This is a genomic window from Teichococcus aestuarii (assembly GCF_042651065.1).
GTDB lineage: Bacteria > Pseudomonadota > Alphaproteobacteria > Acetobacterales > Acetobacteraceae > Pseudoroseomonas > Pseudoroseomonas aestuarii.
Genome location: NZ_JBHSCH010000017.1, coordinates 12,606 through 32,072 on the forward strand (window position 1 = coordinate 12,606; position 19,467 = coordinate 32,072).

The window sequence follows — 19,467 nt, forward strand, 5'->3', positions numbered from 1 at the left end:
GGCCGGGCGGGAGAATTCATTCTGCCGCCTGAAATCCTCCCCCGCCGGATTGTTGCGCCTTTGACAGAATCCGCTTGACGCTCGCGGCCCAACTGGCCTAGGCGAGTCCCCCATTCCCGCTGCCGCAGGGCGGCGGGAAGTCCGGACCCTGGCGGGCGGCCCTCGGGCTTCCCACCTTCCCGGACCGGAAAAGGCGGGCCGACACTCCGCCTGTCATGATCTGGACCGAAGGGCGTCCCTCCTGCCGGAGCGGGCGCTCGGTCAAGCCGTGCCCGCGCGAGCGGGGGCGCAGGAATCCTCCCGCGGCGCCGCCGGGGCGGATCAGGAACACTCTGCTTCATGGCTAATGCCAACAGCCCGTCCATGACCGAAGACTTCGCCGCCCTGCTGGACGAGACCCTGGGCGCCGATACCGGCTTCGCCGGCTCCGTCGTCACCGGCAAGGTGATCCGGGTGGACGATGACTTCGCGGTCGTGGATGTCGGGCTGAAGTCCGAGGGGCGCGTGCCCCTCAAGGAATTCGCCCCCCAGGGGCAGCGGGCCGAGGTGCAGCCCGGCGACGTGATCGAGCTGTTCGTCGAGCGCTACGAGGACCGTGACGGCTCCGTCGTGCTCTCGCGCGAGAAGGCCCGCCGCGAGGAGGCCTGGACCAACCTGGAGAAGGCGTTCAACGCGCAGCAGCGCGTCAACGGCGTCATCTTCGGCCGCGTGAAGGGTGGCTTCACCGTCGACCTCGGCGGCGCCGTGGCCTTCCTGCCCGGCTCCCAGGTCGATATCCGCCCGGTGCGCGACGTGGGTCCCCTGATGGGCTCGCCGCAGCCCTTCCAGATCCTGAAGATGGACCGCGCCCGCGGCAACATCGTGGTCTCGCGCCGCGCTGTTCTGGAAGAGACGCGCGCCGAGCAGCGCTCGGAGCTGATCCAGGGCCTGAAGGAGGGCATGATCCTCGACGGCGTGGTCAAGAACATCACCGACTACGGTGCGTTCGTCGACCTCGGCGGCGTGGACGGCCTGCTGCATGTCACCGACATCGCCTGGCGCCGCATCAACCACCCCTCCGAGGCCCTGACCATCGGTCAGCAGGTCCGCGTGCAGGTCATCCGCTTCAACTCCGAGACGCAGCGTATCAGCCTCGGCATGAAGCAGCTGATGTCCGACCCGTGGGAGGGCGTGTCCATCAAGTACCCGGTGGGCGCCAAGTTCTCGGGCCGCGTGACCAACATCACCGACTACGGCGCCTTTGTGGAGCTGGAGCCGGGCGTCGAGGGCCTGGTCCACGTCTCCGAGATGAGCTGGACCAAGAAGAACGTCCACCCGGGCAAGATCGTCGCCACTTCGCAGGAAGTCGACGTGATGATCCTGGACGTGGACGAGCCGAAGCGCCGCATCTCGCTCGGCCTGAAGCAGGCCCAGGGCAACCCCTGGGAGCTGTTCCTGGAGAGCCATGGCCCCGGCTCGATGGTCGAGGGCGAGATCCGCAACATCACCGAGTTCGGTCTGTTCGTGGGCCTGGCGCCCGAGATCGACGGCATGGTCCACATGTCCGACCTCTCCTGGGAGATCCCGGGCGAGCAGGCGATGGCCGCCTACAAGAAGGGCGACATCGTCAAGGCCAAGGTGCTGGACGTTGACGTCGAGAAGGAGCGCATCTCGCTCGGCATCAAGCAGCTCCAGGCCGACCCGGCCGCCGAGGTGCTGGACCGCGTCCGCAAGGGCGACGTCGTCACCTGCGTGGTGACGAAGGTCGAGCAGAACGGCATCGAGGTCCGCGTGGACGAGGTGCTGACCGGCTTCATCCGCCGCGCCGAGCTGGCCCGTGACCGTGGCGACCAGCGCCCCGACAAGTTCGCCATCGGCGAGAAGGTCGATGCGAAGGTGACCGCCGTGGACCGCGCCGCCCGCCGCCTGGCCCTGACCATCAAGGGCAAGGAAGTGGAGGAGGAGCGCGAGGCGATGAAGGAGTACGGCACCGCCGACTCCGGCGCCTCGCTGGGCGACATCCTGGGCGCGGCCATCCGCCGCCGCAACCAGATGGCCTCCGAGGACTGATCCTCAGACCAGCGCGCCCGGCCTCGTGCCGGGCGGGTTGCGCGGCGCCCCGGGTGGACCCTCCACCCGGGGCGTCCGCGTTTCGGGGCCCGGCGACTTTTCCGCACCGATGGCTGGCCTCACGCCTCAACGACTGGGGCTAGGCCGCGTTCTCCCCCGCGAGTGCTGCCGCGCCCGCTCCCTCCTGCGGGTTCCCTGGCGGCGGCAAGGCCCAAGGGAGACCTGCCATGAGCAACGACACGCTGCGCGGCGACGCGCTGCAACCCGCCACCATCGCCGATGCCGAGATCCATCGCGGGGCGGGCGGCGAGACCCACCAGCTCGCGGGCGGCGAGGTGCCGGTGCTGACCACCCAGCAAGGCATCCCCGTCGCCGACGACCAGAACACGCTGCGCGTCGGCCCGCGCGGCCCGGCGCTGCTGGAGGATTTCCACTTCCGGGAGAAGATGTTCCACTTCGACCATGAGCGGATCCCGGAGCGGGTGGTGCATGCCCGCGGCGTCGGCGCGCATGGCTTCTTCGAGCCCTATGAATCGCTCGCCGAGCTGACCCATGCCGACCTGTTCCAGCGCAAGGGCGAGAGGACGCCGGTGTTCCTGCGCTTCTCCACCGTCGCCGGCAACAAGGGCTCGCCGGACCTGGCGCGGGACGTGCGCGGCTTCGCGGTGAAGTTCTACACGCAGGAGGGCAACTGGGACCTCGTCGGCAACAACATCCCGGTCTTCTTCATCCAGGACGCCATCAAGTTCCCGGACCTGATCCACGCCGCCAAGCAGGAGCCGGACCGCGGCTTCCCGCAGGCGCAGACGGCGCACGACAATTTCTGGGACTTCATCTCGCTGAGCCCGGAGGCCATGCACATGGCGCTCTGGATCATGTCGGACCGCACCATCCCGCGCAGCCTGCGCTTCATGGAGGGGTTCGGCGTCCACACCTTCCGGCTGGTCAACGCCGAGGGCCGCGCCAGCTTCGTGAAGTTCCACTGGAAGCCGAAGCTCGGCCTGCAATCCGTGGTGTGGAACGAGGCGGTGAAGCTGAACGGCGCCGACCCCGACTTCCACCGCCGCGACCTGTGGGACGCCATCCAGTCCGGCGACTTCCCGGAATGGGAGCTGGGCCTGCAGGTGTTCGACGAGGATTTCGCCGAGAAATTCCCCTTCGACGTGCTGGACGCCACCAAGATCATCCCGGAGGAGCTGGTGCCGGTGCGCATCGTCGGCCGGATGGTGCTGGACCGGATGGTGGACAATTTCTTCGCCGAGACGGAGCAGGTGGCCTTCTGCACCCAGAACATCGTCCCCGGCATCGACTTCACCAACGACCCGCTGCTGCAGGGCCGCAACTTCTCCTACCTGGACACGCAGCTGAAGCGCCTGGGCGGGCCGAACTTCACCCACATCCCGATCAACGCGCCGAAGGTGCCGGTGCGGAACTTCCAGCAGGATGGCCACATGGCCATGCGCAACCCGAAGGGTCGGGTGAACTACGAGCCGAATTCCTGGGGCGGCGCCGCGGGCGGCCCGCGTGAATCGCGCGAGCGGGGCTTCCGCACCCATCCGGCGCAGGAGAGCGGCGCGAAGCTGCGCATCCGCCCCGAGCTGTTCGCCGACCACTACAGCCAGGCGCGGCAGTTCTACGTCAGCCAGACCCCGGTCGAGCGGACGCACATCAAGGATGCCTTCGTCTTCGAGCTGAGCAAGGTGGAGACGCTGTCCATCCGCGCCCGCATGGTCTCCCACCTGCGCAACGTGGACGAGGCGCTGGCATGGGGCGTGGCCGAGGGGCTGGGCCTGGGCGACATGCCGCCCGCCGCCGAGCCGGCCCGCCCGGTGGTGGCCGACCTGCCGCCCTCCCCGGCGCTCAGCATCCTCCGCAACGGCCCGAAGGACTTCAAGGGCCGCAAGCTCGGCGTGCTGGTGACGGACGGCACGGACGCCGCGCTGCTCCAGGCGCTGCAGGCGGCCGCCGAGGCGGAGGGCGCGCTGGTCGAGCTGGTGGCGCCGCGCGTCGGCGGCGTCACGCTGAGCGACGGCACGACGGTGCCGGCCAAGCAGAAGGTCAATGGCGGCCCCTCCGTGCTCTACGACGCGGTGGCGGTGATCCCCTCGGAGGCAGGCGCGGCGCTGCTGGCGAAGGAGGCGACGGCGAAGGATTTCGTCAACGACGCCTACGCCCACGCCAAGTTCATCGGCCATGCCCCGGCGGCGCAGGCGCTGTTCCGCAAGGCGGGGCTGGACGAGCCGGATGCCGGCTTCCTCCCCCTCGGCGGGGCGGCGGACGCCAAGGCCTTCCTCGCCGCCTGCCGCCAGCTCCGCTTCTGGGAGCGCGAGGCGCAGGTGCACGCCGTCTGAGGCCGGCCGGAGGCGCGGGGCGGCGGGAAATCCGCCGCCCCGGCCCCGGGCGGTCGCTCCCATGCTTGACCCGCCGCCCCGCGCCCCGGCATTGATGCCGGCAGCATGAGCGCCTCCCTCGAACACGACCTGCTGGTGGACCGCCGCCGCCTGAAGCGCCGCCTGGCGCTGTGGCGGGTGCTCGCCGTGCTGGCGGTGCTGGCGGCGCTGTTCGCCGCCTTCGCGCCCGGCCTGGAAGGCGGCGTGGGCGGGCTGCGGGGCCATGTGCTGCGCCTCTCGGTCGAGGGCACCATCACCGACGACCGCAAGATGACCGAGGCCATCGCCCGGGCGGCGAAGGACCCGGCGGTGCGCGGCATGATCCTGTCGATCGACAGCCCCGGCGGCACAGTGGCGGGGGGGGAGGGGCTGCACGCGGCGCTGCTCCGCTTCCGCGACTCCGGCAAGCCGCTGGTGGCGGTGATGCGCGGCACCGCCGCCTCGGCCGGCTACATGATCGCCATGCCGGCGCAGCGCGTCTTCGCCCGCGAGTCCACCCTCACCGGCTCGATCGGCGTCATCCTGCAATCCTTCGACGTGGGCGAGCTGATGCGCACCCTCGGCATCCGCGCCGAGATGCTCACCTCCGGCCCGCTGAAGGGCGAGCCCAACCCGTTCCGCCCGCTCAGCCCCGAGGGCCGCGCCGCGCTGGAGGCGGTGCTGCGGGACATGCACGCGCAGTTCGTGGCCCTGGTGGCGGCGGGGCGCGCCCTGCCGGCGGAGGAGGTGGCGCGCCTGGCCGATGGCCGCGTCTACACCGGCCGGCAGGCGCTGGCGCTGAAGCTGGTGGACGCCATCGGCGGCGAGCCGGAGGCGCGCGCCTGGCTGGAGGCCGAGGCGAAGCTGCCAGCCGGCCTGCCGGTGCGCGACCTCGACCCGCGCGGCCCGGCCGAGCGGGCGCTCGGCTTCTCGCTGCGGGCGCTGGTGCGGGGCATCGCCTCGGAATGGGGCGCGATTGACGGCGTCCGGGCCGTTTGGCAGCTTCCGCGATGACCGGCGCTGGCGCAGCCAGGGGCGGGGGAACGGGCGCGCAGCCCGGCAGGGGCCGCGGCCGGCGGCAGGAAACCCGGCGGCAGGAAACAGGGGCGCCATGACCAAATCCGAACTGATCGCGCAATTGGCCGCGGCCAACCCGCATCTGCGCCAGCCCGATGTCGAGCTGATCGTCGGCACCATCTTCGACGAGATCACCAACGCCCTGGCGCGTGGCGACCGCGTCGAGCTGCGCGGCTTCGGCGCCTTCTCCGCCAAGCAGCGCGACCCGCGCACCGGCCGCAACCCCCGCACCGGGGAAGCGGTTGAAGTGTCCGGCAAGTCCGTCCCCTATTTCAAGCCTGGCAAGGAGCTGCGGGAGCGTGTCAATGGCGGCCCCCTGCAGGCCCCGAAGCGCAGCCCCCGCGGTACGGTGACCCCTTCATGAAAATCCTCGGCTTCCTGCTGACCGCGCTGCTGCTGCTGCTGCTGGTCCTGTTCACCATCTCCAACACCGACCCGGTGTCGCTGCAGCTCTGGCCCTTCGACCTGCGCTGGGAGGTGCCGCTGGCGGGCGCCATGCTGGGCGCCGCCGCGCTGTTCTTCCTGCTCGGCGCGCTGGTGGCCTGGGGCGGCGCGCTGCGCTACCGCCGCCGCGCCCGCAGGATGCAGCGCGCCGCCCAGCTGCTGGAGGCCGAGCTGGCCGAGCTGCGTGGCCAGCAGGAGGCCAAGGGCGCCGTGCCCGGCCTCGAGGCCACCCTGCCCGCGCCTGCCTCCTCGACAGCCGTGGCCGCCCGCTGACGATGCTGCGGAAGCCGAACGCGGCCGGCCTGATCGCCGCGCTGGACACGCCGGACGCGGCGCGGGCCGAGGGCTGGGCCCAGGCGGTGGCGCCGCATGTCGGGCTGGTGAAGGTGGGGCTGGAGCTGTTCTGCGCCGCCGGGCCGGGGGTGGTGGGGCGCATCGCCCGGCACCGGCCCGTCTTCCTCGACCTGAAGTTCCACGACATCCCGAACACCGTGGCCGGCGCCGTGCGCTCCGTCTGCGCCGACCGCGCCGCGGCGCCGGCGATGCTGACGCTGCATGGCGGCGGCGGGGCGGCGATGATCGAGGCCGCGCGCCGCGCCGCCGAGGATGCGCTGGGCGAGGCGCGCCCGGCCATCCTGGCCGTCACGGTGCTGACCAGCTTCACCGCCGCGGCGCTGGCCGAGACGGGCGTCTCCGGCGGCCCGGCGCAGCAGGTGCTGCGGCTGGCGCGCCTGGCGCTGGAGGCCGGCGCCGACGGGCTGGTGTGCAGCCCGCAGGAGGTGAGCCGCCTGCGCGATGCCTTCGGCGACGCGCCGCTGCTGGTGGTGCCGGGCATCCGCCCGGCCGGCAGCGCGGCGGGCGACCAAGCGCGCATCGCCACGCCGGAGGAGACAGCGGCGCTGGGGGCGGATTGGCTGGTGGTCGGCCGGCCCATCACCGGCGCGCCGGATCCGGGCGCGGCGGCGGCCGCCATCGCGGCCAGCCTGCCACGCTGATGCCGGCCCTGCTCCCCATCCCCCAGGTGAAGATCTGCGGCATCAACGACGCCGCGGCCTATGACGCCGCCTGCCATGCCGGGGCGGAGTGGGTGGGCTTCGTCTTCTACCCGCCCTCGCCGCGCGCCGTCCCGCCGGAGCAGGCGGCGGCGCTGGCGGCGCGCGGCGGCACCGGGCGGCGCCCGGTGAATGTCGGCCTGCTGGTCGATGCCGAGGACGCGCTGATCGAGGCGGTGCTGGCCGAGGCGCCGCTCGGCCTGCTGCAGCTGCACGGCATGGAGAGCCCGGAGCGCTGCGCCGCCATCCGCGCGCGCTTCGGCCTGCCGGTGATGAAGGCGCTCGGCATCGCCGGGGAGGAGGATCTCGCCCTGCTGGCCGAATACGCGCCGGCGGTGGACCGCTTCCTGCTGGATGCCAAGCCGCCGCGCGGCGCCGAGCTGCCCGGCGGCAACGCGGTGAGCTTCGACTGGTCCCTGCTGGCCGGCCGGGAGATCCCGCGCCCCTGGATGCTGGCCGGCGGGCTGACGCCGGTGAACGTGGCCGCCGCCATCCGCGCCACCGGCGCGCCGGCGGTGGATGTCTCCTCCGGCGTGGAGCGGATGCGCGGCGTGAAGGACCCGGTGCTGGTCTCGGCCTTCGTCGCCGCTGCCCACGGCGCCTGACGGCCAGAAAAAAGAAGGGGGCCCGGGGGAATTCATTCCCCCGGCCGTCGCTTCGTTTAAAACTATGAGCCGGCCCCAGGGTGGCGCGGTCCGCCCTGGCCCCATATGACAGCGCACGCGTGACGATGCGCGGCCTGGAGGGATGAGTGAACAAGCCTCTGCCAAATTCTCTGCGTCAGGGCCCGGATGGGCGCGGTCGCTTCGGTCAGTTCGGCGGCCGTTATGTCGCCGAGACGCTGATGCCCGTCATCCAGGAGGTCGAGCAGGCCTATAACGAGGCCCGCAACGACCCGGCCTTCATGGCGGAGTGGCGTCGCTTGCTGAAGGACTATGTGGGCCGGCCCAGCCCGCTCTGGCTGTGCGAGCGGCTGACCGAGCACCTCGGCGGCGCGAAGGTGTACTTCAAGCGCGAGGAGCTGAACCACACCGGCGCGCACAAGATCAACGCCGTGCTGGGCCAGATCATGCTGGCCAAGCGGATGGGCAAGCCGCGCATCATCGCCGAGACGGGCGCCGGGCAGCATGGCGTGGCCACCGCCACGGCCTGCGCGCTGTTCGGGCTGAAATGCGTCGTCTACATGGGCGCGACCGACGTGGAGCGGCAGCAGCCCAACGTGTTCCGCATGAAGCTGCTGGGGGCCGAGGTGGTGCCCGTCACCTCCGGCGCCGGCACGCTGAAGGACGCGATGAACGAGGGGCTGCGCGACTGGGTGGCCAATGTGTCGGACACCTACTACTGCATCGGCACCGTCGCCGGCCCCGCGCCCTTCCCGCAGATGGTGCGGGACTTCCAGTGCGTGATCGGCGAGGAGACGCGCCAGCAGATCCTGGCCGCCGAAGGGCGGCTGCCGGACGCGCTGGTCTGCGCGGTGGGCGGCGGCTCCTCCGCCATGGGGCTGTTCCACCCCTTCCTCGACGATGAGGGCGTGGCGATCTACGGCGTCGAGGCGGCGGGGCGTGGCCTCGAGAGCGGCGAGCACGCGGCGGCCATCGCCGGCGGGCGCCCGGGCGTGCTGCACGGCAACAAGACCTACCTGCTGCAGGACAATCACGGCCAGATCACCGAGGCGCACTCGATCTCGGCGGGGCTGGACTATCCCGGCATCGGGCCGGAGCATTCCTGGCTGCACGAGATCGGCCGCGCCACCTATGTCAGCGTCACCGATGACGAGGCGCTGGAGGCGTTCCAGCTCTGCTCGAAGCTGGAGGGGATCATCCCCGCCCTCGAATCCGCCCATGGCCTGGCGCATGTGATGAAGCTGGCGCCGACGATGGACAAGGATAAGATCATTGTCCTCAACCTCTCCGGCCGGGGCGACAAGGACATCTTCACCGTCGCGAAGCACATGGGAGTGACGCTGTGAGCCGCATCGCCGCCCGCTTCGCGCAGCTCAAGGCGGAGGGGCGCGGCGCCCTGATGCCCTTCATCGAGGCCTACGACCCGGACCCGGCCACCAGCATGGCGCTGCTGCGCTGCCTGCCCGGCGCCGGGGCGGACCTGATCGAGCTCGGCGTCCCCTTCACCGACCCGATGGCCGACGGCCCCACCGTGCAGCTGGCCGGCCAGCGGGCGCTGAAGGCCGGCGGCACGCTGGCCGGCGCGCTCGCCATGGTGCGGGACTTCCGGCGCGAGGATGACGAGACGCCGATCGTGCTGATGGGCTACCTCAACCCCATCCTCTCCTATGGGGAGGAGCGCTTCTGCCGCGATGCCGGCGCCTCCGGCGTCGATGGCCTGATCGTGGTGGACATGCCGCCCGAGGAGGCGGACGCGCTGGCCCCGCACGCCGCCACCGAGGGGCTGGACCTGATCCGCCTCATCGCCCCCACCACGGACGATGCGCGGCTGCCCAAGGTGCTCGCCGGCACCAGCGGCTTCATCTACTACGTCGCCATCGCCGGCATCACCGGCACGCGCAGCGCCTCGCGCGACGTGCTGGCGGAGGCCATCCCGCGCGTGCGGCGGCACACCGACCTGCCCATCGCCATCGGCTTCGGCGTCCGCACGCCGCAGCAGGCGGCGGAGGCGGTGCAGATCGCCGATGGCGCGGTGGTGGCCTCGGCACTGATCGACACGCTGGCGAAGTCGCTCGACGACAAGGGCCGCGCCCGCCCCGACACGGTGCGCAAGGTGCTCGACCAGGTGCGCGAGCTGTCGGAAGCCGTGCGCGGCGCCCGCGTCCCGGCCTGAGGATGGGAGCGCGCCGGGCCAGGCCGGCCCGGCGCAACTCCTCCGCTTCCGCCGGGTTCCTGGCGGCAGCATGGCAGGAGGGACGGGCATGAGCCGCTGGCGCTGGCTGCTGCGCAGGCTGACACGGAAGCTCTGGTTCCGCGCCGCCTTCTTCGCCCTGCTGGCGGTGGTGACGGCGCTGTTCTCCGCCGTGGCGGCGCCCTTCATCCCCTACGAGATCACCGCCACCATCGGCGCCGAGGCGGTGGACAACATCCTCGGCATCCTGGCCAGCAGCATGCTGGCGGTGACGACCTTCTCCCTCACCACCATGGTCTCGGCCTTCTCGGCCGCCACCAGCAACGCCACGCCGCGCGCCACCCGCCTGCTGATCGAGGACCGGACGGCGCAGAACGCCATCTCCACCTTCCTCGGCAGCTTCCTCTACGCGGTGGTGGGCATCGTCGCGCTCAGCACCGGGCTGTATGGCGAGAGCGGGCGCGTCATCCTCTTCGCCGTGACGGTGCTGGTGATCGTCTGGATCGTGGTGACGCTGGTGCGCTGGATGGAGCACCTCTCCCGCCTCGGCCGGGTGGGGGAGACCACCCACCGCATCGAGACGGCGGCGCGCGAGGCGCTGCGCGAGGCGGCGCGCCTGCCGCATCTGGGCGGCCTGCCGCCGGTCATGGTGCCGCCCGCCGCCCGCGCCGTGGAGCCGGAAGGGCGGGGCTATGTGCAGTACATCGACACCGGGCTGCTCTCCGAACTGGCAGAGGAGGCGGGCGGTGCGGCGCATGTGGCGGTGCGGCCCGGCGCCTATGTGCATCCCGGCCGGCCGCTGCTGTGGCTCGACGGGCCCTTCGACGACGCGATGGCGGAGCGCCTGCGCGGCGCCTTCACCCTGGCCGAGGAGCGCTCCTACGACCAGGACCCGCGCTTCGGGCTGATCGTGCTGTCCGAGATCGGCTCGCGCGCCCTGTCGCCGGCGGTGAACGACCCCGGCACGGCGATCAGCGTCATCAATGCCGGCGGCCGGCTGCTGGCGGAATGGGCGGTGGCGATGGACCGCCCGCCCGCGGAGGAATGCCGCTACCGCAACCTGCACCTGCCCGGCTTGCAGGCCGAGGAGATGTTCGACGATTTCTTCCGCCCGCTGGCGCGCGACGGCGCGGGCGTGCTGGAGGTGGGGATGCGGCTACAGCGGACCCTGGCCATGCTGGCCGGCGCCGGCCATGGGCGCCTCGCCCCCATGGCCGCCCGGCACGCGCGGGAGGCCCTGGCGCGGGCCGACAAGGCCCTCCTGCTCCCGGCGGAGCGGGAGACGCTGCGCCGGCTGGCGGAGGCGGTGCCCGCCCCCCTTCCGGGCTGAGCGGCCTCAGCCCCGCGCGGCGGCGATGGCGGCCTCGGGCGTGATCCGCCCATCGTAGAGGGCGCGGCCGATGATGGTGCCGGCCACCCCGCCGGCGGCGCGCAGCGCCAGGATGTCCTCCACCCCCGCCACGCCGCCCGACGCGACGACCGGCGTGGACAGCCGCGCCGCCAGCGCCGCCGTGGCCTCCACGTTCACGCCGCCCAGCATGCCGTCCCGCTCGATGTCGGTGTGGATGATGGCGGCGGCGCCGGCATCCTCGAAGGCCAGGGCGAGGTCGAGGGCGGAGACGCTGCTCACCTCGGCCCAGCCCTCGGTCGCCACCATGCCGTCCTTCGCGTCGATGCCCACGGCCACCTGGCCGGGGAAGGCGCGGCAGGCGGCGCGGGCGAAATCCGGGTCCTTCACCGCCGCCGAGCCGAGGATGATCCGGGCGATGCCGCGCTTCAGCCAGGCCTCCACCGTCGCCATGTCGCGGATGCCGCCGCCGAGCTGAACAGGGCGGGTGGTGGCGGCCAGGATGGCGTCCACCGCCGCGGCATTGGCCGGGCGGCCGGCGAAGGCGCCGTCGAGGTCCACCACGTGCAGCCAGCCGAAGCCGGCCTTGTCGAAGGCGGCGGCCTGGGTGGCGGGGTCGCCGTAGATGGTGGCCTGTGCCATGTCGCCGCGCTTCAGGCGCACCACCTGGCCGGCCTTGAGGTCGATGGCGGGGTAGAGCGTGAAGGGCATGGCGCGGTCCGGAGGCTGCTGGCGGAGCGGCGGGGATAGCCCGGCCCGGCCGGGTGGTCCAGCAGCGCCGCCGCCTCTTGGCCGCGGCGTGCCGGGGCTGCATCCTGCGGCGATGAAATTCCGTATCGGCATCGACCTGGGCGGCACCAAGACCGAGATCGTGGCGCTCGACCCGGCGGGCGCGGTGCGGCTGCGCCGACGCGCCGCCACGCCGCAGGATTACGACGGCATCCTCGGCCTGCTGGCCGGGCTGGTGGCGGCGGCGGAGGCGGAACTGGGCGAGGAGGGCGGCGCCAGTGTCGGTGTCGGCATCCCTGGCAGCCTCAGCCCGGCCACCGGGCTGGTGCGCAACGCCAACACCCGCTGCCTGAACGGCCGGCCGCTGGACCGCGACCTGGCGGCGGCGCTGGGCCGCCCGGTGCGCCTTTCCAACGACGCCAACTGCCTGGCGCTGAGCGAGGCGGCGGATGGCGCGGGCGCCGGCTTCGGGGTGGTGTTCGCCGTCATCCTGGGCACCGGCGTGGGCGGCGGTCTGGTGGTGGAGGGGCGGCTGATCGAGGGGCTGAACCGGGTGGCCGGCGAATGGGGCCATACCCCCCTGCCCTGGGCGGCGCCTGGGGAGCACCCCGGCCCCGCCTGCTGGTGCGGCCAGCGCGGCTGCCTGGAGACGCTGCTCTGCGGCCCCGCCCTGGCGGCCGACTGGAAGGGGGAGGGCCAGCGCGATGCCGGCGGCATCGAGGCCGCCGCTGCGGCCGGGGATGCGGCGGCACGAGCCGCGCTGGAGCGGCACGCCGGCCGCCTCGCCCGCGCCCTGGCGGCGGTGACCAACCTGATCGACCCGGATGTGGTGGTGCTGGGCGGCGGCCTCTCCAACCTCGCCACCCTCTACGAGACGGTGCCGCGGCTGATGGCGGCGCATGTGTTCGGCGACGTGGCGCAATGCCGGCTGCGGCCGGCGCGGCATGGCGATTCCTCCGGCGTGTTCGGCGCCGCCCGGCTCTGGGACCTCCCCGGGCCGGGGTGAACAAGGATGGTTGCGCGGACAGGCATAGGACGTATGATGACCTGACAAACAGCCGGAGGAGCCGCGCATGGCCCGCATGACCCCCGCCGAGATGGCGCAGCAGATCGGCAGCGGCCTGCTGTCCTTCCCCGTCACCCACTTCAGGGCGGATTTCAGCTACGACGCCGCGCCCTACCGCGAGCATGTGGGCTGGATGCTGGGCCACGGCCCCGCCGGGCTGTTCGCCGCCGGCGGCACGGGCGAGTTCTTCAACCTCTCCCCCGCCGAGATCGCCGTGGTGGTGAAGGACGCGGTGGAGGAGGTGGGCGGCAAGGTGCCGGTGATCGCGGCGGCCGGCATGGCGACGCCGATCGCGAAGGAGCTGGCGCAATCGGCCGAGGCGGCGGGCGCCGACGGGCTGCTGCTGCTGCCGAACTACCTGGTGAACTCGGAGCAGGCGGGCCTTGCCGCGCATATCGAGGCGGTGTGCAAGAGCACCCGGCTCGGCGTCATCGTCTACAACCGCGACAACGCCATCCTGAACGAGGACACGCTGGCCGGGCTTTGCGAGCGCTGCCCGAACCTCGTCGGCTTCAAGGATGGCGTGGGCGACATCGAGCTGATGACGCGCATCTACGCCAGGATGGGCGACCGGCTGACCTATGTGGGCGGCCTGCCCACCGCCGAGACCTTCGCCCTGCCCTATCTGGAGATGGGCGTGACGACCTATTCCTCGGCCATCTTCAACTTCGTGCCGGAGTTCGCCAATGCCTTCTACAAGGCGGTGCGGGCGAAGGATGCGGCCACGGTCTATCAGGGCCTGCGGGAGTTCGTGCTGCCCTACATCGCCATCCGCAACCGCCGGAAGGGCTATGCGGTCTCCATCGTGAAGGCGGGCTGCGCCGCGGTGGGCCGCCCGGCCGGCCCGGTGCGCGCGCCGCTGACCGACCTGGACGCGGCGGAGATGGACATGCTGAAGGCGCTGATCGCGAAGCTGCCGAGGCCGCTCGCCGCCGCCGCCTGAACCGGCAGGAAGAAGATGGGAGGCCGGGGGAATTCCTTCCCCCGGCCTTTCCAGTTCAGCCGCGCGCCGCCGCGATCTGCGTCTTGGCGCCCTGCAGCATCAGCCCGCTGTCGTTGAGGATGGTGGTGAGCTTGAAGCCCATGCCGATCATCTTCTTGGCGTAGGCGCCGGTGGCGTTGTGCAGGCCGACGGCGATGTTGCGCTTGCCGCACTCGTTCAGCAGCCGCTCGTAGATCTTCATGATCTCCGGCTCGTCGCGGTCCAGCTTCGGCGCCATGCCGAGCGAGAGGCCGAGATCGGAGGGGCCGACATAGATGCCGTCGATCCCCGGCACGTCGAGGATGGCCTCCAGGTTGTCGAGCGCCTGCTTGGTCTCGATCATCGGGATGACGGCGATGTCGCGGTTGGCGGTCTCGAAGTAGCTGCCGGCCTCGCCATAGATGCCGGCGCGGATCGGCCCGAAGGAGCGGGTGCCCTCGGGCGGGTAGCGGCAGGAGGAGACGAGCTGCTGCGCCTGCTCGGCGGTGTTCACCATCGGGCAGATGACGCCCATGGCGCCGGCATCGAGCACCTTGCCGATGATGCCCGGCTCGTTCCACGGCACGCGCACCATCGGCGTCACGCCATGCGGCTGCATGCCCTGGAAGCAGCTGACGGCGGAGAGGTAGTCCTGCACGCCGTGCTGCATGTCGACGGTCAGGCTGTCGAAGCCGGCCTGCGCCATGACCTCGGCGCTGTAGCCATTCGGGATGGCCAGCCAGCCATTGACCACGGCGCGGCCCTGCGCCCAGGCATCCTTGACCTTGTTCGGCATTGTAATTCCGTTTCCTCCAAATCGCCGGAGACGAAACGCTATGCCTGTGCCGAGGGGGCGTCAACGCACCGCCGCACTGCACAGCGCGCTTTGGCGCACCACATTCGGCAGCGTGATCGCGGCAGGAATGACAGGACCGGCATGGACAGCGTGACTCAGGCTCTCTTCGGCGCGGCGGTGGCGGCGGCCGGATTCCGGCGCGGCCTGGGCCGGCGCGTGGTGCTGGCGGGCGCCGCCCTGGGCACGGTGCCCGACCTCGACGTGGTGGTGGGCTGGGTGTCGGACGGCTTCGCCACCTGGCGCCACCACCGGGGGCTGACGCATTCCATCTTCTTCGGGCCGGTGGTGGGGCCGCTGATCGGCCTCGGCTTGGCGAAATGGGAGGCGCGCCGGCGCGGCGCCGCCCCGCCCGACCCGGACCGGCTGCGCGCCTGGATCTGGCTCTCCGTGCTGGTGCTGGTGACGCACCCGCTGATCGACCTGTTCACCAGCTATGGCACGCAGCTGCTGGCACCCTTCTCGGACCACCGCTTCGCCATCAACGCCATGCCGATCATCGACCCCGTCTACAGCCTGCCGCTGCTGGCGGCGGCGCTGGTGGCGGGGCTGTCGCGCCGGGCGGGGCGGGGCGTGGTGGCCTCGGCCCTCGCGCTGTTCTTCGTCGCCGCCTACACGCTGCACGCCTGGAGCCTCGATGCCCGCACGCGCGAGGCGGCGCGCGCCCAGCTCGCGGCGCAGGGCATCGCCGCCACCGATGTCACCGCCTACCCGCTGCTGTTCCAGCCCTGGTACCGCCGGGTGGTGGCGGAGACGCCGGAGAGCATCCGCATCGGCTTCCACAGCATGCTGGCGCCGCGCCCGATCGCCTGGACCGAGGTGCCGCGCCAGCGCGACCCGCGCATCGACGCGGTGGCCGCCACGCGGGAGGGGCGGCTGCTGGAGTGGTTCGCCATGGGGCATGTCGCCTGGCGGGTGCGCGATGCGGAAGGCGCCGCCGTGGTGGAGGGCGCCGACACGCGCTACGGCGCGCGGGGCGAGAGCCTGCTCGGCTTCTGGGGCATCAGCGTGCCGGTGGATGCCGCGGGGCGGCCGGGCGCGGCGCGCATCTTCGCCCGCCGCCCCGCCGCCGATGCGCGCTCCTTCTCCGCGCTGTGGCGGGGCATCACCACCGGGCGGGAGCAGGCGGAGCTTCCCTGAGGCGCGGCCGCCCTCAGCGGGGCGGCATCGCCTTCGCCATGAAGCGGTGCGGGATGCCGGCGTCGAGGAACACCTCGCCCGAGGCGGCGTAGCCGAGCCGCTCGTAGAAGGGGATGGCGTGGAGCTGCGCCTCCAGCACGCAGCGTTCCACCCGGCGCAGCGCCGGGTCGGCCTCCACCGCCCGCATCAGCGCGGCGCCGAGGCCGGTGCCGCGCGCCTCGGCCCGCACCGCCACGCGGCCGATCTTGGCGACGCGCCCGCCCTCCCGGAACACCACCCGCGCCGTGGCCAGCGGGCGGCCCTCCCGCAGGGCGAGGAAATGCAGGGCGGTGGCGTCGTGCTCGTCCCACTCCATCTCGGGCGGGACCTGCTGTTCCTGCACGAACACCGCCTCGCGGATGGCGAGGCAGGCGTCGCGCTGCTCCGGCGTGGCGGCGCGGAGGATGTCGGGAGTCTCGGTCATGGCGCCCAGCCATGCCCCGAAGCGGCGCCCCGGGGAAGGGGGGCGCGCAGCCCTTCCCGCCCCGCCGGCGTTGCTGTGGCGGAACCCAGCAGGAGGAGCCCCGCCATGCCCGAGGAGAAGCCCGACCCGATGCGGCTGCCCGCCCATGAGCGGCCCGGCAACCACACGCCCGGCCGCCCCGGCGCGCGGCCCGACCCGCGCGACCAGAAGCCCGCCTACCGCCCCGGCGAGCCGGGCCTGCAGGGTGGCCCGGCCGGCGCCGGCTCCACCGGCGGCACCGGCGGGAGCCGGGGCTGAGCGTCCGGAGTTGAGCGTCCGGGGCTAAGCGTCCCGGGTTGAGCATCCGGGGCTGAGCCGCCTCAGCGCGTCTGCCGGGAGATCACCGCCAGGGCGGCGGCGCTGATGGAGATCTGCCCCAGCGTCTGCGTCAGGTCGCGCACGAAGCCCCAGGTCTCGTAGGGGCTCGGGTCCTGCGGCACGACGACGAGGCTGCCGGGCGGGATGGGCGGCCCGCCCGCCTGCCAGGCGCCGAGGCCGGCCGGCACGCTCTGCCCGTTCGGCAGCACCACGAAGGCGCGCCCGCCATCGGCGAAGCGCTGCGTGCCGCCCGAGGCGCGCACATATTCCGCCGCCTTCCAGCCGGTGGAGAATTGCAGGCTGCCGGGGTTCAGCACGGCGCCCACCACCGTCACCTCGTTCGGGCGCTTGGGCACCATGATCAGGTCGCCCGGCTCCAGCAGCACGTCCAGCTCCGGCCGCGCGGCGAGGATGACGGGGTTGGCCTCCACCACCATGCGCCCGGCGGCGCGCGCCTCGCGCAGCGCGCCGGCCAGCTCCCGCCCCGCCGTGATGGCGCCGCCGAGATCCATGCCGCCGGCCTTGCTGCCGGCCATGGCCTGCCCCGCCGCCACCTGGATCAGGCTCTGCTCCAGCTCGCGCGCGGTGCGGGCGAAGCCCTCCTGCTGCCGCTGCCGCACGCTCTCGCGCGTGAAGACGGTGCCATAGGGGTAGGCCTGCGGCGAGAGCCCGCCCGCCCGCGTCATCAGCTCCGAGAGGCGCTCGCCGCGGCGGATGTCGTAGATGCCGGGCCGCACGAACTCGCCCGCCAGGGTGACGGGGCCGCTGTCGCGGTCGCCGAAGCCGCGCGGCAGGCGGATGGCGTCGCGCGGCGAGAGCCGCACGGCGGCGAAGTTGCCGCTGCGCAGGTCGAGCAGCACGCGGCTGAGCGGGATGGCGCCCGCCTGCTCCAGCGGCTCGCGCGAGAGCTCGACGGCGGAGAGGTCCACCGTGTCCGTCACGCCGCCGGCGGCGCCCAGCACCTGGTCGAGCCCGGTGTCGTCGAGGACCGGGTAGAGGCCGGGCAGCCGCGCCTCGCCGGCGATCAGCACCGACTGGTCGAGCAGATAGGGCAGCAGCGCCGGGTGGTCGAGGAAGACCTGCGGGCAGGGCGGCGCGCCGAAATCCGGGAAGCCCGCGCCCCGCGCATGGGCGAAGCGGGCGGGCGAGGCGCGGGCGGCGGTGGCGAGGGCGAGCAGGGCGGGGCAGTCCGGCGCGCCGGGCGTCGTGGCGGCCGCCTCGCCGCGCCGCGCGCGCTGCACCGGCGGGCTGGCCAGCCACAGCACCTCCGCCTGCGAGAGCAGGATCACCTCGTCCGCCTCGCGCAGCGGCATGTCGGCCTGGCGCTGCAGCACGCGGCCGAGGTCGAAGGGGATGAAGCGGCGCACCCGCGTCGCCGGGTCCACCCGCCAGACCAGGCCCATCCGCACATAGGGGTCGGGCTTCACCAGCCGCGGATCCGAGAGCAGGGCGCGCAGCCCGCCGCTGCCGGCGGCGCGCAGCAGCGGCGTGGCCACATGGCCGGAGAGCCGCACCTGCCCCGCCGCCACATCGGTGCCCGGCTGCACCAGCAGCGCGTCGCCGCGCCGCAGCCGGGCATTGGCGCCCACCTCGGAGAAGACGCGGCGGCCCTGCGCATCCGTGCCCTGGAGGAGGAAGCGGTTGCCGGCCGGGCGCAGCGCCTGCCCGGCCAGCCGCAGCAGCGACTCGAGCGGCAAGGCGGCGACGCCGGCGGGCAGCTCGTAGATGCCGGGCCGCGTCACCTCGCCGGCCACGGCCACGGCGGCGCCGAGCGGCGGTACCACCAGCCGCTCCCCCTCGCGCAGCGCCAGGTCGGGCGCGCCGGGCTCGCTGCCCAGCACGGCGTAGAGGTCGATGACGCGGCTGCCGCGCGGCCCCTCGGCGCGGATGGCGCGCAGCGTGCCGGTCTTCCTCACGCCGCCGGCCAGGGCCAGCGCCTCCAGCGCCGAGGCCATGGCGGGCAGGCTGTAGAGCCCCGGCCGCACCACCTCCCCCGCCACGAAGACGCCGATCTGCCGCAGCTGCCCGGCCGAGACGAAGGCCTCCGAGCCGCCCAGCTCCCGCGCCACGCGCTGCTCGATCTCGGCGCGCAGCGCGCCGAGGCTGAGGCCGGCGGCGGTGAAAGGCGGCAGGTCCGGCAGCAGCAGCGTGCCGTCGCGGCTGATGCGCAGCGCGTGGTTCTGCCGGGTGCGGCCGCGGATGGAGACGAGGATCTCGTCGTCCCGCCCCAGGATGTAGTCGTCCGGCAGGGTGCCGAGCGCCGCCTGTGCGGGCGGCACCGAGGCCAGCTCGCGGAAGGTGTCGTAGCCGAACTGCCGCAGCGGCTGCTCGAGCCGCGCGGCGAAGAAGGCCTCGGCGTTCGAGAGCGGCTCGGCGGACGCCGCCGGGGGCGGCGGGGGAGGCGGGTGGGCGGCCGACGGGTGGGCGGCCGATGGGGACGCCAGTGGCGGCGTGGCGGGGAGAGGCGCCGGGGCGCGCCCGCCCGAGGCCTCCAGGATGCGTTGCAGGATGTCCTGCTGCAAGGCGGGCGGCAGGCTGGGCAGCGGCATGCCGCCGGGCAGGGTGGAGGGCAGCGCGGGGGGCGAGAGCAGCGGGCTCGGCACCTGGCCGCCGGGCGGGCCGGGCTGGGCCGGGGCGGGGGAGGGCAGCAGCAGCAGGCCCGCCAGCGTCAGGCGGGTCAGGCGGGCCGGCCAGCGGAGAGGACGAGACGGCGCACCGGAAGGCGGCATGCGGAAGGGCCTTTTT

Annotated in this window: 18 protein-coding genes; 14 read left to right on the forward strand and 4 right to left on the reverse strand. The window is 73.2% G+C overall.

Going from position 1 to position 19,467, the window contains the following annotated elements; translation table 11 throughout:
* Nucleotides 1-339 precede the first annotated feature (339 nt).
* From rpsA to ACFOY6_RS09240, 10 genes are all read left to right on the forward strand, one after another.
* Nucleotides 340-2,049, forward strand: coding sequence for a 30S ribosomal protein S1 (gene rpsA, locus ACFOY6_RS09195; RefSeq protein ID WP_379650282.1), 1,710 nt, complete (start codon nt 340-342; stop codon nt 2,047-2,049).
* A gap of 227 nt (nt 2,050-2,276) precedes the next feature.
* Entirely contained in the window at nt 2,277-4,400 is a 2,124-nt protein-coding gene (locus ACFOY6_RS09200; RefSeq protein WP_379650284.1) for a catalase, read from the forward strand.
* Between the two features lie 105 nt (nt 4,401-4,505).
* Complete coding sequence (sppA, locus tag ACFOY6_RS09205) at nt 4,506-5,432, forward strand: signal peptide peptidase SppA (RefSeq protein WP_379650286.1); 927 nt, start codon at nt 4,506-4,508, stop codon at nt 5,430-5,432.
* A gap of 97 nt (nt 5,433-5,529) precedes the next feature.
* Complete coding sequence (ihfB, locus tag ACFOY6_RS09210; RefSeq protein ID WP_109515740.1) at nt 5,530-5,859, forward strand: integration host factor subunit beta; 330 nt, start codon at nt 5,530-5,532, stop codon at nt 5,857-5,859.
* Nucleotides 5,856-6,212 carry a lipopolysaccharide assembly protein LapA domain-containing protein gene (locus tag ACFOY6_RS09215; RefSeq protein WP_109515739.1) on the forward strand — a complete coding sequence of 119 codons (357 nt, stop codon included), beginning with the start codon at nt 5,856-5,858 and terminating at the stop codon, nt 6,210-6,212. Before ihfB ends, ACFOY6_RS09215 begins: the two co-directional genes overlap by 4 nt.
* A gap of 2 nt (nt 6,213-6,214) precedes the next feature.
* Nucleotides 6,215-6,934, forward strand: a complete 720-nt coding sequence (gene pyrF / locus ACFOY6_RS09220) for an orotidine-5'-phosphate decarboxylase (RefSeq protein ID WP_379631875.1) — start codon at nt 6,215-6,217, stop codon at nt 6,932-6,934.
* Between the two features lie 17 nt (nt 6,935-6,951).
* Entirely contained in the window at nt 6,952-7,596 is a 645-nt protein-coding gene (locus ACFOY6_RS09225) for a phosphoribosylanthranilate isomerase (RefSeq protein WP_456316310.1), read from the forward strand.
* Nucleotides 7,597-7,742: 146 nt separating this feature from the next.
* Complete coding sequence (gene trpB, locus ACFOY6_RS09230; protein WP_379650288.1) at nt 7,743-8,960, forward strand: tryptophan synthase subunit beta; 1,218 nt, start codon at nt 7,743-7,745, stop codon at nt 8,958-8,960.
* On the forward strand, nt 8,957-9,787 hold the full coding sequence (trpA, locus tag ACFOY6_RS09235) for a tryptophan synthase subunit alpha (RefSeq protein WP_109515736.1): 831 nt from the start codon (nt 8,957-8,959) through the stop codon (nt 9,785-9,787). The genes trpB and trpA overlap by 4 nt, the downstream gene beginning before the upstream one ends.
* A gap of 88 nt (nt 9,788-9,875) precedes the next feature.
* Entirely contained in the window at nt 9,876-11,135 is a 1,260-nt protein-coding gene (locus ACFOY6_RS09240) for a DUF2254 domain-containing protein (RefSeq protein ID WP_379650290.1), read from the forward strand.
* A 6-nt stretch (nt 11,136-11,141) separates the two neighbouring features.
* Here the strand turns inward: ACFOY6_RS09240 and hisA are convergent, their stop codons facing one another.
* Complete coding sequence (hisA, locus tag ACFOY6_RS09245) at nt 11,142-11,864, reverse strand: 1-(5-phosphoribosyl)-5-[(5-phosphoribosylamino)methylideneamino]imidazole-4-carboxamide isomerase (RefSeq protein WP_379650292.1); 723 nt, start codon at nt 11,862-11,864, stop codon at nt 11,142-11,144.
* A 112-nt stretch (nt 11,865-11,976) separates the two neighbouring features.
* On the opposite strand from hisA, the gene ACFOY6_RS09250 reads away from it, so the two are divergent.
* Both ACFOY6_RS09250 and kdgD read left to right on the forward strand, forming a co-directional pair.
* The gene (locus tag ACFOY6_RS09250) at nt 11,977-12,888 is read left to right on the forward strand and encodes an ROK family protein (protein ID WP_379650294.1); all 912 of its coding nucleotides are present in this window, start codon (nt 11,977-11,979) and stop codon (nt 12,886-12,888) included.
* 67 nt (nt 12,889-12,955) lie between these two features.
* On the forward strand, nt 12,956-13,891 hold the full coding sequence (gene kdgD / locus ACFOY6_RS09255; protein WP_379631882.1) for a 5-dehydro-4-deoxyglucarate dehydratase: 936 nt from the start codon (nt 12,956-12,958) through the stop codon (nt 13,889-13,891).
* Nucleotides 13,892-13,946: 55 nt separating this feature from the next.
* Here the strand turns inward: kdgD and ACFOY6_RS09260 are convergent, their stop codons facing one another.
* Entirely contained in the window at nt 13,947-14,705 is a 759-nt protein-coding gene (locus ACFOY6_RS09260; RefSeq protein ID WP_109515731.1) for an HpcH/HpaI aldolase family protein, read from the reverse strand.
* Nucleotides 14,706-14,846: 141 nt separating this feature from the next.
* Here ACFOY6_RS09260 and ACFOY6_RS09265 point away from each other — a divergent pair, with 141 nt between their 5' ends.
* Nucleotides 14,847-15,902: a metal-dependent hydrolase gene (locus ACFOY6_RS09265; RefSeq protein ID WP_379650296.1), complete on the forward strand. Its 1,056-nt coding sequence runs from the start codon at nt 14,847-14,849 to the stop codon at nt 15,900-15,902.
* 13 nt (nt 15,903-15,915) lie between these two features.
* Here the strand turns inward: ACFOY6_RS09265 and ACFOY6_RS09270 are convergent, their stop codons facing one another.
* Nucleotides 15,916-16,365: a GNAT family N-acetyltransferase gene (locus tag ACFOY6_RS09270; RefSeq protein WP_379631888.1), complete on the reverse strand. Its 450-nt coding sequence runs from the start codon at nt 16,363-16,365 to the stop codon at nt 15,916-15,918.
* Between the two features lie 105 nt (nt 16,366-16,470).
* On the opposite strand from ACFOY6_RS09270, the gene ACFOY6_RS09275 reads away from it, so the two are divergent.
* On the forward strand, nt 16,471-16,662 hold the full coding sequence (locus ACFOY6_RS09275) for a hypothetical protein (RefSeq protein ID WP_379631890.1): 192 nt from the start codon (nt 16,471-16,473) through the stop codon (nt 16,660-16,662).
* 62 nt (nt 16,663-16,724) lie between these two features.
* Here the strand turns inward: ACFOY6_RS09275 and ACFOY6_RS09280 are convergent, their stop codons facing one another.
* Nucleotides 16,725-19,451, reverse strand: a complete 2,727-nt coding sequence (locus ACFOY6_RS09280; protein ID WP_379650298.1) for an SLBB domain-containing protein — start codon at nt 19,449-19,451, stop codon at nt 16,725-16,727.
* Nucleotides 19,452-19,467 lie beyond the last annotated feature (16 nt).

Excerpts from the sequence above, each read along its gene's own strand:
- ACFOY6_RS09200 (WP_379650284.1), top strand. The coding sequence starts at position 2,277 with ATGAGCAACGACACGCTGCGCGGCGACGCGCTGCAACCCGCCACCATC.
- ACFOY6_RS09270 (WP_379631888.1), bottom strand. The coding sequence starts at position 16,365 with ATGACCGAGACTCCCGACATCCTCCGCGCCGCCACGCCGGAGCAGCGC.
- kdgD (WP_379631882.1), top strand. The coding sequence starts at position 12,956 with ATGGCCCGCATGACCCCCGCCGAGATGGCGCAGCAGATCGGCAGCGGC.
- rpsA (WP_379650282.1), top strand. The coding sequence starts at position 340 with ATGGCTAATGCCAACAGCCCGTCCATGACCGAAGACTTCGCCGCCCTG.
- ihfB (WP_109515740.1), top strand. The coding sequence starts at position 5,530 with ATGACCAAATCCGAACTGATCGCGCAATTGGCCGCGGCCAACCCGCAT.
- sppA (WP_379650286.1), top strand. The coding sequence starts at position 4,506 with ATGAGCGCCTCCCTCGAACACGACCTGCTGGTGGACCGCCGCCGCCTG.
- ACFOY6_RS09275 (WP_379631890.1), top strand. The coding sequence starts at position 16,471 with ATGCCCGAGGAGAAGCCCGACCCGATGCGGCTGCCCGCCCATGAGCGG.
- ACFOY6_RS09280 (WP_379650298.1), bottom strand. The coding sequence starts at position 19,451 with ATGCCGCCTTCCGGTGCGCCGTCTCGTCCTCTCCGCTGGCCGGCCCGC.
- ACFOY6_RS09260 (WP_109515731.1), bottom strand. The coding sequence starts at position 14,705 with ATGCCGAACAAGGTCAAGGATGCCTGGGCGCAGGGCCGCGCCGTGGTC.
- ACFOY6_RS09265 (WP_379650296.1), top strand. The coding sequence starts at position 14,847 with ATGGACAGCGTGACTCAGGCTCTCTTCGGCGCGGCGGTGGCGGCGGCC.
- hisA (WP_379650292.1), bottom strand. The coding sequence starts at position 11,864 with ATGCCCTTCACGCTCTACCCCGCCATCGACCTCAAGGCCGGCCAGGTG.
- pyrF (WP_379631875.1), top strand. The coding sequence starts at position 6,215 with ATGCTGCGGAAGCCGAACGCGGCCGGCCTGATCGCCGCGCTGGACACG.
- ACFOY6_RS09240 (WP_379650290.1), top strand. The coding sequence starts at position 9,876 with ATGAGCCGCTGGCGCTGGCTGCTGCGCAGGCTGACACGGAAGCTCTGG.
- ACFOY6_RS09250 (WP_379650294.1), top strand. The coding sequence starts at position 11,977 with ATGAAATTCCGTATCGGCATCGACCTGGGCGGCACCAAGACCGAGATC.
- ACFOY6_RS09215 (WP_109515739.1), top strand. The coding sequence starts at position 5,856 with ATGAAAATCCTCGGCTTCCTGCTGACCGCGCTGCTGCTGCTGCTGCTG.